This is a genomic window from Streptomyces sp. NPDC058307 (genome assembly GCF_042880295.1).
In the GTDB taxonomy this organism is placed as follows: domain Bacteria; phylum Actinomycetota; class Actinomycetes; order Streptomycetales; family Streptomycetaceae; genus Streptomyces.
Genome location: NZ_JBHVYZ010000070.1, coordinates 1 through 15,241, shown reverse-complemented (window position 1 = coordinate 15,241; position 15,241 = coordinate 1). Strand labels below are relative to the sequence as shown.

16 protein-coding genes are annotated in these 15,241 nt (G+C 73.0%); 7 read left to right on the top strand and 9 right to left on the bottom strand.

Annotated features, from left to right (window positions below; all coding sequences use genetic code 11):
* Positions 1 to 15: 15 nt before the first annotated feature.
* The 3 genes from ACFVYN_RS34580 to ACFVYN_RS34570 form a co-directional block, all read right to left on the bottom strand.
* Positions 16 to 1,077 carry an ATP-binding protein gene (locus tag ACFVYN_RS34580; protein ID WP_390005868.1) on the bottom strand — a complete coding sequence of 354 codons (1,062 nt, stop codon included), beginning with the start codon at positions 1,075 to 1,077 and terminating at the stop codon, positions 16 to 18.
* Between the two features lie 76 nt (positions 1,078 to 1,153).
* A complete protein-coding gene (locus ACFVYN_RS34575; protein WP_390005867.1) occupies positions 1,154 to 3,247 on the bottom strand; it encodes a phage holin family protein in 2,094 nt (697 codons plus the stop codon).
* A 64-nt stretch (positions 3,248 to 3,311) separates the two neighbouring features.
* On the bottom strand, positions 3,312 to 3,713 hold the full coding sequence (locus ACFVYN_RS34570) for a hypothetical protein (protein WP_390005866.1): 402 nt from the start codon (positions 3,711 to 3,713) through the stop codon (positions 3,312 to 3,314).
* Positions 3,714 to 3,796: 83 nt separating this feature from the next.
* Between ACFVYN_RS34570 and ACFVYN_RS34565 the strand changes: the two genes are divergently transcribed.
* Both ACFVYN_RS34565 and ACFVYN_RS34560 read left to right on the top strand, forming a co-directional pair.
* Positions 3,797 to 4,570, top strand: a complete 774-nt coding sequence (locus ACFVYN_RS34565) for an MBL fold metallo-hydrolase (protein WP_390005864.1) — start codon at positions 3,797 to 3,799, stop codon at positions 4,568 to 4,570.
* The gene (locus ACFVYN_RS34560; protein WP_390005862.1) at positions 4,567 to 5,181 is read left to right on the top strand and encodes a DedA family protein; all 615 of its coding nucleotides are present in this window, start codon (positions 4,567 to 4,569) and stop codon (positions 5,179 to 5,181) included. The genes ACFVYN_RS34565 and ACFVYN_RS34560 overlap by 4 nt, the downstream gene beginning before the upstream one ends.
* A 376-nt stretch (positions 5,182 to 5,557) precedes the next feature.
* Here ACFVYN_RS34560 and ACFVYN_RS34555 read toward each other — a convergent pair whose 3' ends face one another.
* The 4 genes from ACFVYN_RS34555 to ACFVYN_RS34540 form a co-directional block, all read right to left on the bottom strand.
* A complete protein-coding gene (locus ACFVYN_RS34555; protein WP_390005860.1) occupies positions 5,558 to 6,613 on the bottom strand; it encodes an MBL fold metallo-hydrolase in 1,056 nt (351 codons plus the stop codon).
* A complete protein-coding gene (locus tag ACFVYN_RS34550; protein WP_390005858.1) occupies positions 6,610 to 7,854 on the bottom strand; it encodes an aminotransferase class I/II-fold pyridoxal phosphate-dependent enzyme in 1,245 nt (414 codons plus the stop codon). Before ACFVYN_RS34550 ends, ACFVYN_RS34555 begins: the two co-directional genes overlap by 4 nt.
* A gap of 157 nt (positions 7,855 to 8,011) precedes the next feature.
* On the bottom strand, positions 8,012 to 8,785 hold the full coding sequence (locus tag ACFVYN_RS34545) for a hypothetical protein (protein WP_390005856.1): 774 nt from the start codon (positions 8,783 to 8,785) through the stop codon (positions 8,012 to 8,014).
* Between the two features lie 232 nt (positions 8,786 to 9,017).
* Positions 9,018 to 9,818 carry an RNA polymerase sigma factor SigF gene (locus ACFVYN_RS34540; protein WP_390005909.1) on the bottom strand — a complete coding sequence of 267 codons (801 nt, stop codon included), beginning with the start codon at positions 9,816 to 9,818 and terminating at the stop codon, positions 9,018 to 9,020.
* A gap of 241 nt (positions 9,819 to 10,059) precedes the next feature.
* Between ACFVYN_RS34540 and ACFVYN_RS34535 the strand changes: the two genes are divergently transcribed.
* Entirely contained in the window at positions 10,060 to 11,853 is a 1,794-nt protein-coding gene (locus ACFVYN_RS34535; RefSeq protein ID WP_390005854.1) for a thiamine pyrophosphate-requiring protein, read from the top strand.
* On the opposite strand, the gene ACFVYN_RS34530 is transcribed toward ACFVYN_RS34535, so the two are convergent.
* Complete coding sequence (locus tag ACFVYN_RS34530; protein ID WP_390005852.1) at positions 11,810 to 11,986, bottom strand: hypothetical protein; 177 nt, start codon at positions 11,984 to 11,986, stop codon at positions 11,810 to 11,812. The genes ACFVYN_RS34535 and ACFVYN_RS34530 overlap by 44 nt on opposite strands.
* A gap of 122 nt (positions 11,987 to 12,108) precedes the next feature.
* On the opposite strand from ACFVYN_RS34530, the gene ACFVYN_RS34525 reads away from it, so the two are divergent.
* Genes ACFVYN_RS34525 through ACFVYN_RS34515 form a run of 3 tightly spaced genes read left to right on the top strand, consistent with a single transcriptional unit; the run spans position 12,109 to position 13,508 of the window.
* Positions 12,109 to 12,495, top strand: a complete 387-nt coding sequence (locus ACFVYN_RS34525) for a DUF2795 domain-containing protein (RefSeq protein WP_390005851.1) — start codon at positions 12,109 to 12,111, stop codon at positions 12,493 to 12,495.
* Entirely contained in the window at positions 12,492 to 12,959 is a 468-nt protein-coding gene (locus ACFVYN_RS34520; protein WP_390005849.1) for a CBS domain-containing protein, read from the top strand. The genes ACFVYN_RS34525 and ACFVYN_RS34520 overlap by 4 nt, the downstream gene beginning before the upstream one ends.
* A gap of 6 nt (positions 12,960 to 12,965) precedes the next feature.
* Entirely contained in the window at positions 12,966 to 13,508 is a 543-nt protein-coding gene (locus ACFVYN_RS34515) for a type 1 glutamine amidotransferase domain-containing protein (protein ID WP_390005847.1), read from the top strand.
* Positions 13,509 to 13,626: 118 nt separating this feature from the next.
* Here ACFVYN_RS34515 and ACFVYN_RS34510 read toward each other — a convergent pair whose 3' ends face one another.
* A complete protein-coding gene (locus ACFVYN_RS34510) occupies positions 13,627 to 13,908 on the bottom strand; it encodes a DUF6158 family protein (protein WP_390005845.1) in 282 nt (93 codons plus the stop codon).
* A gap of 64 nt (positions 13,909 to 13,972) precedes the next feature.
* Here ACFVYN_RS34510 and ACFVYN_RS34505 point away from each other — a divergent pair, with 64 nt between their 5' ends.
* Positions 13,973 to 15,076, top strand: coding sequence for a Vms1/Ankzf1 family peptidyl-tRNA hydrolase (locus tag ACFVYN_RS34505; protein ID WP_390005843.1), 1,104 nt, complete (start codon positions 13,973 to 13,975; stop codon positions 15,074 to 15,076).
* The last annotated feature ends 165 nt before the right edge of the window (positions 15,077 to 15,241 follow it).

Genomic DNA, 15,241 nt, shown 5'->3' with positions numbered 1-15,241 from the left:
TTTCGGGGCGGCGGCTCACCGCCGCGCCTCCACCAGCCGGGGCATGTCCCGGGCCGCCTCGACGAGGAACCAGGACGGCAGTACGGGGTTGCCGTCGTCGCCTGCGGCGATGACGGTCTGGGCGACCTCGACGGAGATCTCGGCGAGCTGGACCAGCAGCGACTTGGCGCGGTACGCGGTCTGCCGGCCGTTCGCCGACATGTGCTCCTTGCTGACCGGGAGTTCCTTGATCAGACGGCCGCGGAAGGACTCGGCGAGGTAGTAGAGCAGGTCGCGGTCCTCGAGGCGGTTCGGCCAGCGGGCGTCGCCCTTGACGATCGCCTCGATGCCGAACCGGCTGCGCACGATCTTGACGTAGCCGCAGAACGCGCTCGCGTGCCGGGGCGTCAGCGTGCCGTGCGCGAGGACCTTCAGGGTGTCCTCGTCGAGGTCCGGACCGAAGGAGTGCAGCGCGTCGGAGAGCATGTGCCAGGAGCGGGGCGTGGAGAAGGGCTCCTCGGTCTTCGGCGGCTTGGACCACAGGTGGTCGGGCCGGTCGGTGAGGTGGTCGAGGATCCAGGGATGGATGCCGTGCTCGGCGGCCCAGACCAGCCAGTCCTTCGCGGACGCCTCCAGGTGGACATGAGTGAGGCGGTTGACGAGGGCGGAGGCGATGGGCCGGGCCAGGGCGTTGTCGGTGGCGCGGTTGCCGGCGCCGATGACGATGGAGCCCTTGGGGAGTTCGTAGTCGCCGATACGGCGGTCCAGGATCAGCGAGTAGAACGCCTTCTGCACATCCGGGGTGGCCGCGTTCAGCTCGTCCAGGAACAGGCAGTACGGCTCGTCGCGCGCGATGGACTGGGGCGGGCAGAACACCGAGCGCCCGTCCCGGATCTGCGGCACCCCGATCAGGTCCTCGGGAGCGAGCTGCGTGCCGATCAGGCTCACGCACTCCAGGCCCAGCGAGGCGGCGAACTCCCTGACGAGGGAGGACTTGCCGATACCGGGGGCGCCCCAGACGAAGACGGGCCGCACGGTGGCGAGGCCGAGGAGGAGGTCGGGGATGCGGGAGGGCGAGACGGTGACGGCAGCCTGCAAAGCGGTGGCTCCAGAAAGTGTTCGAGAGGGGGACTCGAACAGTGTGAGCGCGGACCCCGGTCGGCGCAGCCGATTTTCAGGCGGCCCGCTCGTCCGCGCCGCCCTCGGTCACCAGGGGCACTTGGGGGCCGCCCGCTTCGTCGAGCCATCCCCGCAGCACGTCGTGGACCCGTTCCGCCCCGGCGAGTTCCTCGGGCGGCGCGGACAGGGCGAGCGGTGACAGCAGGAACGGTTTGCCCTGGGCCCCACCAAGACCACCGTGCGACCCGATCTGCTCCTCGAAGGCCAGCACCTCCCCCTCCGCCGGGTCGTACCACGAGTTGACCATGATGTCGGCGGTGTGCGGAAAGGAGTGCGTACGCCGTACCGCCTCGACCGCGCCGGGCCCGAAGTCGGCCAACGGCCCCGGTTTCTCGTCCAGTTGCTCCAGTGGGATCTCCGTGCCGAACGGTCCCAGCACCACCCCGCCGTGTTCCTCGCTGCGCACCAGGAGGAACCCGATGCCGGGATGGTTGGCGAGGGTGGGCAGCAGCGCCGGGTGGCGCGCGTCCATCTCCTCCTTGGTCATCCGGTGGTGGACGTCGGGGAAGGAGACAAGGCCGAGGTTGCCGGAGGCCAGCACGATCGGCTCGGAGTCGCGCGCGGGCCGGTACTGGTCGCGCCGCTCCTTGCCCGGCCGGCGCAGTGCGGCGCGGACGGCGGCGCGGGCCTCGGCCCCGCTGTGGGTGCGCTCGGCCTTGCGCGACACGGGCAGCCCGCAGCCGGCCCGGACCAGGTCGCCGAGGGTGAGCCCGTAGCGGGTGCGGAAGGTCTCGCCGGGGCTCTGGCCGTGGTCGGAGAGGACGACGATCCGGTACGGGCGCGGGGCGTGCTCGGCGACGTTCCCGATCAGCGCGAGCGAGCGGTCCAGCCGCTCCAGGACCTTCGCGGCGTCGCGGCTGGTCGGGCCGGAGTGATGGGCGACCTCGTCGTAGGCGACGAGGTCGGCGTAGACGGCCGTACGGCCTGCGAGCATGTCGCCCATCACGGCTGCGACCACGACGTCGCGCTCCACGACGGTCGCGAAGGCGCGGACCAGCGGGTACAGGCCCCCGCGGCCCACCCGCGGGCGCTCCTTGCGGGCCCGGGTGCGGGTCGACTGGCCGATCTCGCGGCCGACCTCGGCGACGAAGGACAGGGCGGTGCGGACGGCGTTGGCCGGGTCGGAGAAGTAGGCGAAGTAGCCGGCCCGGGAGCGGGTCTCCCGGCTGCGGCGGCGGGTGGCGATGGACAGGACGAGGGCCTGCTCCTCGGCGCCGCCGGAGAAGAGGTTGCCGCGGCTCGCGCCGTCGACGGTGAGCAGTCCGCCGTGTCCCGCCTGTTCCACTGCCCGCTGCTGGAGTTCGACGGCGCTGGTCGGGCGGTTGCAGACCATCACCTCGCCGCGGTCCTTCTCGTACCAGCGGAAGGCGGGGACGTCGTGGTTGCTGCCGTGCAGGATGCCCAGCTGGCTGGCGCCGGTCTGGCTGGACCAGTCGGTGCGCCAGGAGGTGAGCCGGTGGGTGGGGCGCACACCGCGGCCTGGGGTGTCACTGTGCCCCATCCAGCGGGCGATCGTGGGCATCAGGCCCTTGCCGACCGCGGCCAGCAGGACGTCGTGGCCGACGCCGTCGAGCTGGAGGAAGACCGTGCCGGGCGTGGCCGGGCCGACGGGGCCCCTTCTGCGGCGGCGGTCGGCGAGACGGTACAGGCGGCGCCGGTAGGCGTCGTCGTCGCGCACCGCGAGGGCGCCGCCGGTGGCGGAGGCGACCGCGGACATCACGGCGGCGACCACGACCGCGGTCTCCGGGGCGGCGTCGCCGCGCTCGGCGGGGTTCAGGCGCAGGGCGAGCAGCAGCAGCGCCCCGTTGAGGAAGAAGACGAGGAGCCCGAGCACCAGCGTCGGCACCAGCAGGAACAGCCGGACCAGCAGCGGCCATACGACGGCCGACAGCACACCGAAGGCGCCGGCGCCGAACGCCGCGGTGACCGCGATCCGGGTCGCGCTGTCACCGGTCGGGGACTGGAGCCGGAAGTCCGGCAGGATACCGGCCAGCACCAGCATCGTCAGGGTCGAGACGACCCATACCGTGACGCTCCGCCCCACCTGACTGGCCACCCGCCGCCAACGCGCCGCACCCACGCCCCGCACACCTCACGTCCTGGCCCGTCGTCGGTGCGGGCGCTGGGCCCAGCGTGTCATACGGGTCGGACAGTCAGCGTCCGTCGTATCCCGCCGTCGGCATCGACAGCCTGCGGTGCACCCTGGCCTTCATCTGGGCGTCGTAGAGGGGTTCCGCGAAGCCCACCGTCTCGACCCGCACCCCGCGGCGGGCGCATTCGGCGGTGAACTCCTCCACGGAGGACAAGGCGCTCTCCAGGACCCGCCGGCTGGGGGCGACGAAGAGGTCCCGCCCGGCCCGCACCCCGTCCCACAGCACGCAGTGGTCGGCGCGCAGGGCGCGCACCAGCAGTTCCCGCCGCACGGTGTACCCCCGCTCCGCCGCCCAGCGCGCGCACATCGCGTGCTGGCTGCGGGAGTCCACCAGGAAGGGATCGGCGTCCAGTTCCTCCAGCGGCGTCAGACTCGCGATCGCCGTGACACGGACCGCTCCCATGGTGTCCCCCTCACCTCCGGGTTTCGCCGCCGACCATACTCCAGCCCGTAGGCTTCGGGGAGTCGCGCGAAGGAGGCAAAGAGGTGCCGGTGGAGATCACCTGGTGGGGTCACGCCACCTGCACGGTCACGGATTCGGACGTACGTGTCCTCACCGACCCTCTGTTCGCCCGCCGGCTCGCGCATCTGCGCCGGCGCCGTGGACCGGTACCCCCGCCCGAGGCCCGGCGTGCGGACGTGGTCCTCGTCTCCCATCTGCACGCCGACCATCTGCACGTTCCCTCCCTGGCGCGGCTGGAGCCGGGCACGCACCTGCTCGTGCCCCGGGGCGCACCACGCCAGGTGCCGGGGCTGCGCCGGCTCACCGACCTGCGGGTGGACGAGGTGGTGCCCGGTGACGAGCGGCGCGTCGGCGACCTCCTGATACGCGTGGTGCCCGCGTGGCATGACGGGCGGCGGCTGCCGGTCGGGCCGCACCGCTCCCCCGCGCTCGGTTTCGTCGTCGAGGGCTCGGCGCGGACGTACTTCGCCGGGGACACCGGGCTGTTCGACGACATGGCCAAGGAGGTCGGGCCGGTCGACGTGGCGCTGTTGCCGGTCGGCGGATGGGGGCCGTACCTCGGGGAGGGGCACCTCGACGCGGGGCGGGCGGCCCAGGCGCTGGCCCGGCTGGAGCCGCACAGTGCGGTGCCGGTGCACTACGGGACGTACTGGCCGATCGGGATGGACGCGGTGCGGCCGCACGAGTTCCACGCGCCGGGCGCGGAGTTCGTGCGGCTGGCGGCGGAGTTCGCGCCCGGAGTGGATGTGCACCGGCTGGAGCACGGGGAGAGCGTGCGGCTGGGGGTTGCGCGGTGACCTGGCTCGCGGCCGCCACCACGGGGGCGACACCCGTGGCCGCGGGAGGGGCGATCGGGTATCCGACCCTGTTCCTGCTGGTGTTTCTGGGGGCGTTGGTGCCGGTGGTGCCTACGGGTGCTCTGGTGAGTTCGGCGGCCGTCGTGGCGTTCCATCAGACGGCGCCCCTGTCTTTGCTGTTCGTGTTCCTCACGGCCTCCCTCGCCGCGTTCCTCGGGGACATCGCCCTGTACTGGCTGGGGCGGCGTGGGATGAAGTCGAAGAACGGCTCGCGGTGGCTGAAGGCGCTCCGCTCCCGGGCACCGGAGGAGCGGCTCTCGCAGGCCCAGGGGAAGCTGGCCGACCACGGGGTGGCCGTCCTCGTGCTGTCCCGGCTGGTGCCGGCGGGGCGGATTCCGGTGATGCTGGCCTGCCTCATGGCGGAGTGGCCGCTGCGGCGGTTCATCCGCGGGAATCTGCCGGCCTGTCTGGCCTGGGCCGTGACGTATCAGCTGATCGGGATCCTGGGCGGGTCGTTGTTCAAGGAACCCTGGGAGGGAGTGCTCGCGGCGGTCGCACTGACCGTGGCGATGAGCGCGGCACCGACGGTGTGGAAGCGGGTCCGCTCCTAGGGACACTGCTGGACGCGTCTTTGAGGACACTGACAGGGGTGCCCTGAGGACCCTCCCAGCGGCGCTGCCGCGCGTGCTCCGGGGACCCTGCCAAGGGTGTTTCCGGGGGACGCTGCCGGGGGTGTGCTTCCGGGGATGCTCCTGCGGACGCTGCCTCGGATGCTTCGGGGTACTCCGGCGGATGCTTCCGGGAGCGCTCCCGAGGACGCGTCGCGGATACTCCCTGGGACCCTGCAAGGGGTGTTCAGGAGACGCTGCCAGGGGGTGCTCCTGCGGACGCTGTCCGCGGATGCCGGGAGCGTCCGCGGGACGCTGCCGCGGATGCTCCCGGGGACGCGCGCCACCGATGCTCCCGGGGAGCCTGCCAAGGGCGCTCCTACGGTCGCTCCAGCACCCGTGACCCGCCGACCGGCAGGTCCCACAGGTCCTCGCGGGGCAGGCCCGCCTTCGCCCACGCCTCCCGCACCCGCGTCAGGGGTTCCAGCACCGGCTCCGCCGACAGCACGAACGTCGCCCAGTGCATGGGGGCCATGCGGCGGGCGCCCAGGTCCTGGGCGGCTCGCACCGCGTCCTCCGGGTCGCAGTGCACGTCGCTGAGCCACCAGCGGGGGTCGTAGGCGCCGATGGGCAGGAGGGCGAGGTCGATGCCGGGGTAGCGGTGGCCGATGCGGGAGAACCAGTGGCCGTACCCCGTGTCGCCCGCGAAGTAGACGCGCTGCCCGTCCTGGGCGGTGAGGACCCAGCCGCCCCACAGGGTGCGGCAGGTGTCGGTGAGGGAGCGCTTGGACCAGTGGTGGGCGGGGACGAAGTCGAAGCGGACGCCGTCCAGTTCGGCCGCCTCCCACCAGTCGAGCTCGGTCACCGCGGTGAAGCGGCGGCGGTGGAACCAGCGGGCCAGGCCGGCCGGCACGAACACCGGGGTGTCGCGCGGCAGTCGGCGCAGGGTCGGGGCGTCCAGGTGGTCGTAGTGGTTGTGGCTGATGACGACCGCGTCGATGGGCGGCAGGGCGTTCCAGTCGATGCCGACGGGAGTGATGCGGGCCGGGGTGCCGAGGATGCGACGGGACCAGACCGGGTCGGTGAGGACGGTCAGGCCGCCGATCCGCACCACCCAACTGGCGTGTCCCGCCCAGGAGACGGCGACCGTGCGGGCGTCGACGGCGGGGAGCGGGGCGGGTGCGTAGGGCAGCTTCGGGATGTCGGCGAGGCCCTCGGGCCCGGGGCGTACGGCGCCCTCGCGGGCGAAGCGGGCCATGGCCTTCAGGCCGGGCAGCGGGGCGGTCAGGCGGTGGTGGAAGGACCTCGACCACACTCGGCGCTCACCCAGCGGGCGGGGTTCGGCGAGCGGCGGGGACGGGGGCGCGAACGAGGAGGGGGCCGGGGGCTCGTCGGCCACTCGCGTGCTGGTGGTCGACTCGGACTGCTGCGTCATCGAGGAGGCTCCCATCGCTGAGCGTCGTCGCGGAGGTCGTCGAAGACCGACTCCAGGGTGATCAACGCGCGTTGCACCTGTGGCAGTTCCAACGGCGTGGGTGACGTGAGGCATTCCGCGCGTTCCTCGTCGGAGCCGCCGAGCAGGGGGCCGGTGGACAGCCGTACGCGCAGCGCGCCGAGGTCGTCGCCGAAGCGGTGGCCGCCGGGTGCGGGCATGCCGAGCCGGGCGGTGAGGAAGTCCTCCAGGTCCTGGGCGTCCGAGACCCCGCGCGCGGTGAGCGCGGGGCGCAGCGGGCCGAGGTCGACGTAGAGATGGCGGCCGGCCCGCGGGGGCCGGCACAGCGCGCCCGCGCCGACGACCACGGAGTGCGCCGCGGCGGCCACGCGCGCGTGGAGGTGTCCGACGGCGGTGCGGCGGGCGGTGACCGGTTCGGGCTCGGTGAGGGCGTGGGCGGCGGCCGCCGCGACGGGGGCGGCGATGCGGGCGTCGAGGGCGGTCAGGATGTCCAGCACGCGTGCGCGGAGGCCGTCGCCGCTGCCGTCGGCCGGGAAGCGGGCGAAGGCGGCCGGCCAGCCGGTCGGAAGCAGGCTGCCGGCCAGGTCGGTGACGACGGTGACCCGCTCGGGCAGCATCTCGGCGGGGCTGAGCCAGACCGTCTCGTGCGGGGCGTGCACGGTGTCGCGCCAGGTCTCGTCGCTGACCAGGTGCAGGCCCTCCCCCGCGGCGGCCTCCACGGCCTCGTGCAGCACCTCGGGCGGGGCGACGGTGGCGGTGGGGTCGTCGGCGACGGACAGCACCAGCAGCCGTGGGTCACCGCCCTCGGCGCGCACCCGGCGCACGGTCTCCAGGAGGGCGTAGGGATCCGGGACACCGCCGCACTCGGCCGGTGTCGCCACGTGGAAGACGCGTCTGCCCAACAGGCGTGCGTACGGCGCCCACCAGGCGGCGCAGGGGCGGGGTACCAGGACGTCGCCGCCGAGCGCGGCGGTCAGGGCGAGCAGGAGGGCGGGGGCGCCCGGGGCGGCGGCCATGTGGCCGGGTTCGGCGGGCAGGCCGCGCCGGGCCGCGTAGGCGCAGGCGGCCTCCAGGAGCGGGGTGCCGCCACCGACCGGTTCGGCGTGGGAGCGGGCGGCCGCCGCGGCGAGGACGGCGGTGAGTTCGGGCAGGACCGGCAGCCCGTCCTCGGGCAGTGGAGGACCGTAGCGGACGGGGCCGTGGTCCTCCGGGTCGGTCCGCATGGTCACCTCCGTATGACGCTGTCCGGTGACTCGCCCGGTCCGCCGTGTCGTCTCCTTCGCGCCCGGGGCGCTCCTCGCGCTCCGAGTACCCACGGGGCCGCCGGCCCATGGGCGCCCGCGCGGGTTGCGCCTGTCACACGGACCTGAGGTTTCGTTCTCAGAGATCCGTCGCGGGGGCCTTGCGGCGCAGCCGGTACACGGCGCCCGCGGCGGCTCCAGCGATCAGCAGACCGCCGGCGACCAGGGCGGGCACGGAGTCGGTGAAGCTGCCGCCCTGACCGGCGTGCACGGGCCTCTGGACGGCCGCGGTGTCGCAGGTCCCGGCCCGTGACCCGGTGCTCGGCTCGGCCCGTGACCCGGTGCTCGGCTCGGTCCATGACTCGGTGCTGGGTTCGGTGCGCGGCTCCTTGCTCGGCTCGGCCCACGACGGGGTGCTGGGTTCGGTGCGCGGCTCGGGGCACGGGCGATGGCTGCTGTCGGTGGCGGCCCCCGCGCCGGCTCCACCGGTGACGGTGAAGGTGGCGCTCCAGGCCTTGCCCGGTGCGCGGTCCGCGGTCGGGCAGGTGCCGTCGACGGTCCACGCCGAGTCGGAGCCGACACCGCCGGCACCGTCCTCCAGTGCCGGGTCGGCGGCCACGCGCGCGGTGCCGCTGTAGGCGGGGCCGGAGACCTTGTCGTCGCTGCCGGACACCAGCTGCAGCCGTACGGTCTGCGACTCGAAGGCCTCGGAGGTGGCGTCGAGGGTGGCCGGCGGTGTTCCGGTGCCGGGATCGCAGGTGACGGACACGGTGACGCTGCCGCCCGGCTGGACACTGCTCGGGCTGACCTCCGCGGCCGGGTCCGCGAAGGCGCGCGGCGCGGCGGCGCCCAGGGTGATCCAGAGCGCGGGGAGGACGACGGACAGGGCCCGGAGACGGGCGGTGCGGCGCATGGGGTGGACTCCTTCGGCCGACGGCTGCGGGGCCCGTCGTCGGGCGTTCGGGGTCTCGACGACTGGACCGGGGCACGACGGTCGCACCCACGGCCATCACAGCCCGGCCCCCGCAGTCCCGCGCGCGGCCGGAGGCCATTGGCGGGACGGGAAGGGCCGAGCGGGTGACGCCGGGCGCCGTGGACGCCCGGCCCCGTAGACGCCGGGCGCCGTAGAAGTCGGTGCCCGGCCGTCAGCTGCCCGCGGCGTCGCGCATGATCTGCTCGCGCAGCCGGCCGCAGCAGCGGTTGATCAGCCGGGACACGTGCATCTGGGAGATGCCGAGCTGCTCGGCGATCCGGCTCTGGGTCATGTCGTCGAAGAAACGCATGTAGAGGATGGCGCGCTCCCGCTCGGGCAGGGCGGCCAGCCGGGGCTTGACGGACTCGCGGTCGACGACCGTGTCCAGGGCGGGATCGAAGGAGCCGAGGGCGTCGGCGAGCGAGTGGCCGTCCTCGCTGCCGGGCAGTTCGGCGTCGAGGGAGAGGGCGGTGAAGCTCTCCAGGGCCTCCAGGCCCGCCAGGACGTCCTCCTCGCTCAGGTTCGCGTGCTCGGCGATCTCGGCGACGGTGGGCCTGCGTCCCGGGATGGTCTGGGCGAGGTCCTGGGAGGCGAGGCGGACGCGGTTGCGCAGTTCCTGGACGCGGCGCGGCACGTGCAGGGTCCACATGTGGTCGCGGAAGTGCCGCTTGATCTCACCGGTGACGGTGGGGACGGCGTAGCTCTCGAAGGCGTTGCCGCGTGCGGGGTCGTAGCGGTCGACGGCCTTGACCAGGCCGAGGGCGGCGACCTGGCGCAGGTCGTCGTAGTTCTCGCCGCGGCCGCGGAAGCGTCGGGCGAGCCGGTCGGCCATGGGCAGCCAGGCCTCGACGACCTGTCCGCGCAGGGTGTCGCGCTCGGGTCCGGCGGGCAGTCCGGCGAGCCTGCGGAAGGCTTCGGCCGTGTCGGGTGCGTCGTCGTGCGGGTGGTGCTTCGCGCTCACTGGAGTGGGCATCTGCGTCGCAGCTCCCCGGATCGTGCTCGGGTGGACGATCGACGTCGGGAGCGCGTCCGGGTGCGGACGGGCGAGGCCGTGGCGGTCGATCGCCGCTTTCACGGAGGTGCCTCCGGTCCGAAGCACTGTGAGTGCGCCTGCCCCCGGCCCCGCGGGACAAACCCGGGGCAGGTTTTCCGGTGGCGTGCAGGGTGACTCGTAGGGCTGCTGCCTGTGCCATCCAGATCCGGGAGGTCAGCCCATGAGCACCAAGGTGTCCGATCACATCCTCGAGCGGCTGCGCGAGTGGGGTGTGGACCATGTCTTCGGCTATCCGGGCGACGGCATCAACGGTCTGCTGGCGGCCTGGGGCCGGGCCGACAACAAGCCGCGGTTCGTGCAGTCCCGGCACGAGGAGATGTCCGCGTTCGAGGCGGTCGGTTACGCCAAGTTCAGCGGCCGCATCGGCGTGTGCGCGGCGACCTCGGGGCCCGGCGCGATCCACCTGCTCAACGGGCTGTACGACGCCAAGCTGGACCATGTGCCGGTGCTGGCGATCGTGGGGCAGACGCACCGCACCGCGATGGGCGGGTCGTACCAGCAGGAGGTGGACCTGCACACGCTGTACAAGGACGTCGCCTCGGAGTTCGTGGAGACGGTGACGGTCCCCGAGCAGCTGCCGAACGTCCTGGACCGGGCGATCCGCACCGCGTACGCCCGCCGCTGTCCCACGGCGATCATCATCCCCGGGGACGTGCAGGAGCTCGACTACTCGGCGCCCACGCACGAGTTCAAGATGGTGCCCTCCAGCCTGGACCGCAGCGCCTGGACGGCGGTGCCGTCGCAGGAGTCGCTGGAGCGGGCCGCGGAGATCCTCAACTCCGGTGAGAAGCCCGCGATCCTGATCGGCCAGGGCGCGGCGGGGGCGCGGGCCGAGGTGGAGCGGATCGCCGAACTGCTGGGCGCGGGCGTCGCCAAGGCGCTGCTCGGCAAGGACGCGCTGAGCGACGAACTCCCGTACGTCACCGGCTCGATCGGCCTGCTGGGCACGCGTCCGTCGTACGAACTCATGCGGGACTGCGACACCCTGCTGACCATCGGCTCGTCGTTCCCGTACACGCAGTTCCTGCCGGAGTTCGGCAAGGCGCGCGGTGTGCAGATCGACATCGACCCGCACATGGTCGGCATGCGCTATCCGTACGAGGTGAACCTCGTCGGCGACGCGAAGGCGACGCTGCAGCGGCTGATCCCGATGCTGGACGTGGAGCGCGGCGGGCGTAAGTGGTACGACACGGTGTGCGGCAACGTCTCGCGCTGGCGCGAGGTGATGGAGCGGCGGGCGCAGCAGTCCGCCGACCCGATCAACCCGGAGTACGTGGCGCACGTCCTCGACCCGCTGCTGCCCGACAACGCGATCGTCACCTCGGACTCCGGTTCCACGGCCAACTGGTACGCCCGGCACCTGACCATGCGGCCCGGCATGCGCTCGTCGCTGTCCGGCACGCTGGCGACGATGGGCCCCGGGGTGCCGTACGCCATCGGCGCTAAGTTCGCGCACCCGGACCGGCCGGCGATCGCGCTGGTCGGGGACGGGGCGATGCAGATGAACGGCATGGCCGAACTGATCACCGCGGCCAAGTACCGGGATCTGTGGGAGGACCCGCGGCTGATCGTCGCCATCTGGAACAACCACGACCTCAACCAGGTCACCTGGGAGATGCGGGCCATGGAGGGCGCCCCGTCCTTCCTGCCCTCGCAGCAGCTCCCGGACGTGCAGTACGCCGCGTTCGCCCGCTCCCTTGGTCTGACCGGGATCCGGGTGGAGAAGCCGGAGGACGTCGAGGCGGCCTGGCGGGCAGGGCTGCAGGCGGACGGGCCCGCGGTCCTCGAGTTCCTCACCGACCCGGCCGTACCGCCGATCCCGCCGCACGCCACCTGGGAGCAGATGGAGGCCACGGCCGCCGCGGTCCTCAAGGGCGACGCCGACCGGGCGTCCATGGTGAAGCAGGGCTTCAAGGCGAAGGTGCAGGAGTTCCTGCCGGGGCGGGAGAAGTAGCCGTCGGGAGGGCGGCCGGTTCGAGCCGGTCGCCCTTCGGCTCGGGGAGCATCAGTTCCTCGTACCGGCCGAGCGCGAGCACCGCGGCGAGCATGAGGATCGGTATGAGCGCGGCGAGGACGACCATCGCCATGTCCTTCCCAGGGGAGGTGCGCGGGGGGTCCGGATCGGGTCTCCCCGCTTCGGTCCGGCAAACCCGGTGTCGGCCCCCGGTGCACGGGTACGCGGGGCGGACCCGAAGATGTGGAGGGAGTCATGCAGCGAGGCAGCGACAGGCTGAGCCGCCACCGTGACGACGAGATGAAGCACGAACTCCAGGGTCTGCTCCGCTCCGGGCATCCCACCCGCAGCGAGGAGTGGAACGACCCGGAGCCGACCGCCGACGACGATCCGCAGGTGTGGGGCGGGCCCGTGGCGCCGGGCAGCGACGGGGCGTCGTTGGAGACCGTCCGGCTGGAGCTGGCCCGGATCCTGGGCCGCAGCTCGTTCCCCGCCACCCCCGTGGAGCTGGTGCGGGTGCTGCGCCACGAACACGCCCCCGACCCACTCGTGGAGGCGGTGGAGGAACTGCCGCGCAAGGAGAACTACACCAATGTCCAGGAGCTCGCGCAGGCGCTGACCCGGACGGAGGGCACCCGGTGACGGCGGACCTCGTCAGGGATGTGATGACGCCCGGTGTGGTGGCCGTCCGCCCGGACGCCTCGCTGGTCGAGGCGGCGCGCCTGATGCGCGCGCAGGACATCGGCGATGTCGTCGTGGCCGACGGTCAGCGCGTGGTGGGGGTGCTCACCGACCGGGACATCACGGTCCGGGCCGTCGCCGACGGCGTCGACCCGCTGACGGTGAGCGCGCAGTCGGTGTGCACGCCGGATCCGCTGACGGTCGCCCCCGGTGACCCGGTGACGCAGGCGGTCGCCCTGATGCGGGCCCATGCCGTACGGCGGCTGCCGGTCGTCGAGGACGGCCTGCCCGTCGGCATCGTGACGCTCTCGGACATCGCCGAGGCCCGGGACCCGGGATCGGCGCTGGCCGACATCAGCCGCGCGGATCCGGCAGTCGCAGCGGATCCGGGAGTCACAGAAGAACTTTCCAGGAAAGGACCTTGAATCGTCATGCGCATCGCGTTTCTGACCGCGCCCGAGGGCGTCGAGCAGGTCGAGCTCACCGATCCGTGGCAGGCGGTGGTGGACGCGGGGCACGAGCCCGTGCTCGTGTCGACGAAGTCCGGCGAGATCCAGGCGTTCAACCATCTCGACAAGGCGGACACCTTCCCCGTGCAGGAGGTGGTGGGCGAGACGTCCGCGGACTCCTTCGACGCGCTGGTGCTGCCCGGCGGGGTGGCCAACCCGGACTTCCTGCGGACGGACGAGAAGGCCGTGGGGTTCGTACGGGACTTCTTCACCCAGGGACGTCCGGTGGCCGCGATCTGCCACGCGCCGTGGACGCTCGTCGAGGCGGACGTCGTACGGGGCCGGGTGCTGACCTCCTGGCCGAGTCTGCAGACGGACCTCCGCAACGCGGGCGCCACCTGGGTGGACGAGCAGGTGAAGGTCTGCGACCACGGCAACAACAAGCTGGTCACCAGCCGTAAGCCGGACGACCTGAAGGCGTTCTGCGAGACCTTCCTCGACGTGTTCTCCAAGTCGGCCGCCTGATCAAGGCCCAGTCACGTTCATGGGCGTGACCTGCTGACCATCGTGACCTGCTGACCATGTGGTCGGCAGGTCACCGTCGGTTCCGGGAGCGGTCGGCCCGGTCGGTCCAGCGGCCCGGTCAGTCCAGCGCCGGGGTCGCCGAGTCCCCCGCCCCGCGCTCCCGGGCGCCCTCACGGGTACGGCCCGCGGCCACGGTCCGGCGCGGGTGGCGGCGCAGGTACTCGCCCTCCAGCCGGGCCATGCGCTCGTTGTGGGCACCGAGCGCGTCGTTCGAGCCGTGGAGCAGCGTCTCGTGCCGGGTGCGGTGGATCGTCTCCAGCTCTTTCATGAGCTGCTGGTCGTCCAAGGTGCTGGGGTCGACTCCGGTCATGGTGGTGTCCCGCTCGTCGTGTTCGTTCATGCGCTTCGGGTACCCGCCCGGCGAGCATTACCGCACCGCCCCGAGCGGCATCCGGGAGGGAAACATGGATCTCGCTTTCCTGCATCCACTCTACGAACATCCGGGCCACTGGGCCTCCGTGTACGTCGACGCCCCCCGCCCTACCGAGGACACCCCCCACGAACAGCATCTGGCGGCGCTCGCGGTCTCCCGCGAGTTGTCCACCCAGGGCGCCGACGAGGCGACCTGCGTGGCCGTGCGCGAGGCGCTGGAGGAGCTGCGGCACTCGTCCGAACCGCACGGCCGGGCCGTCTTCGCGCGGGCCGGCCAGGTCGTCCTGGACCCGCCGCTGACCAGGTCCCCCGAGGGCAGCCTGGTCCGCTGGGCCCCGCTGCCGCACACCGCGCCCCTGCTGGAGCTGGCCGGCGAGGACCCGGTGTGCGTGGTGGCGTACGTCGACCGCAAGGGCGCCGACTTCGAGCTGCGCGGGGCGCTCGGCCGGCAGGCCGCCGGGTCGGTCACCGGCAGGCAGTGGCCCGTCCACCGGACGAGCAGCGCCGACTGGTCAGAGCGGCACTTCCAGCTGCGGGTGGAGAACACGTGGGAGCACAACGCGGGCGAGATCGCCGACGCGCTCGCCGTCTGCCAGGAGGAGACCGGTGCCGACCTGCTGATCCTGGTCGGTGACGAGCGGGAGAAGCGGGCGGTGCACGAGCGGCTGCCGAAGCACCTGCACGACCGGGTCGTGGAGGCGGAGCACGGGGCCGGGAGCCGGCTGCTCGACGAGGATGTGGAGCGGGCCCGTACCGAGCATGTACGGCGGCGCGCGGAGCGGGAGCTGGAACGGTTCCTCGCGGCCCGCACGCCGGGTGACGACGGCCGTCCGGGGGCCGTGGAGGGCGTGCCCGCGCTGGTGGAGGCCGCGCGTGAGCACCGTATCGACGAACTCCTGATCCGCCCGGACGGGCCCGACGCGCACCGCGAGGTGTGGGTCGGCGAGGACCCGGACCAGCTGGCGGTCCGCCGTACGGATCTGAAGATCCTCGGTGAGCAGAACTCCTGGTCGGTGCGCGCGGACGACGCGCTGATCAGGTCGGCGGTGGCAACGGGCGCATCGGCGCTGTCGGTGCCACCGGTGGCCGAGGAGGCGCCGGTGGGCGGTCTGGGCGCCCTGCTGCGCTGGACCTGAGCAGCCTCGGACGGGCCCGGTGACCGGCGGTCACCGGGCCCGTTCCACGCGTCGTTCGTCCCACACCGGCTCCGCCGTCTCACGCACCCGCCCGTCCGAGCCGAAGACCAGGAACCGGTCGAAGGACCGCGCGAACCAGCGGTCGTGGGTGACCGCGAGCACCGT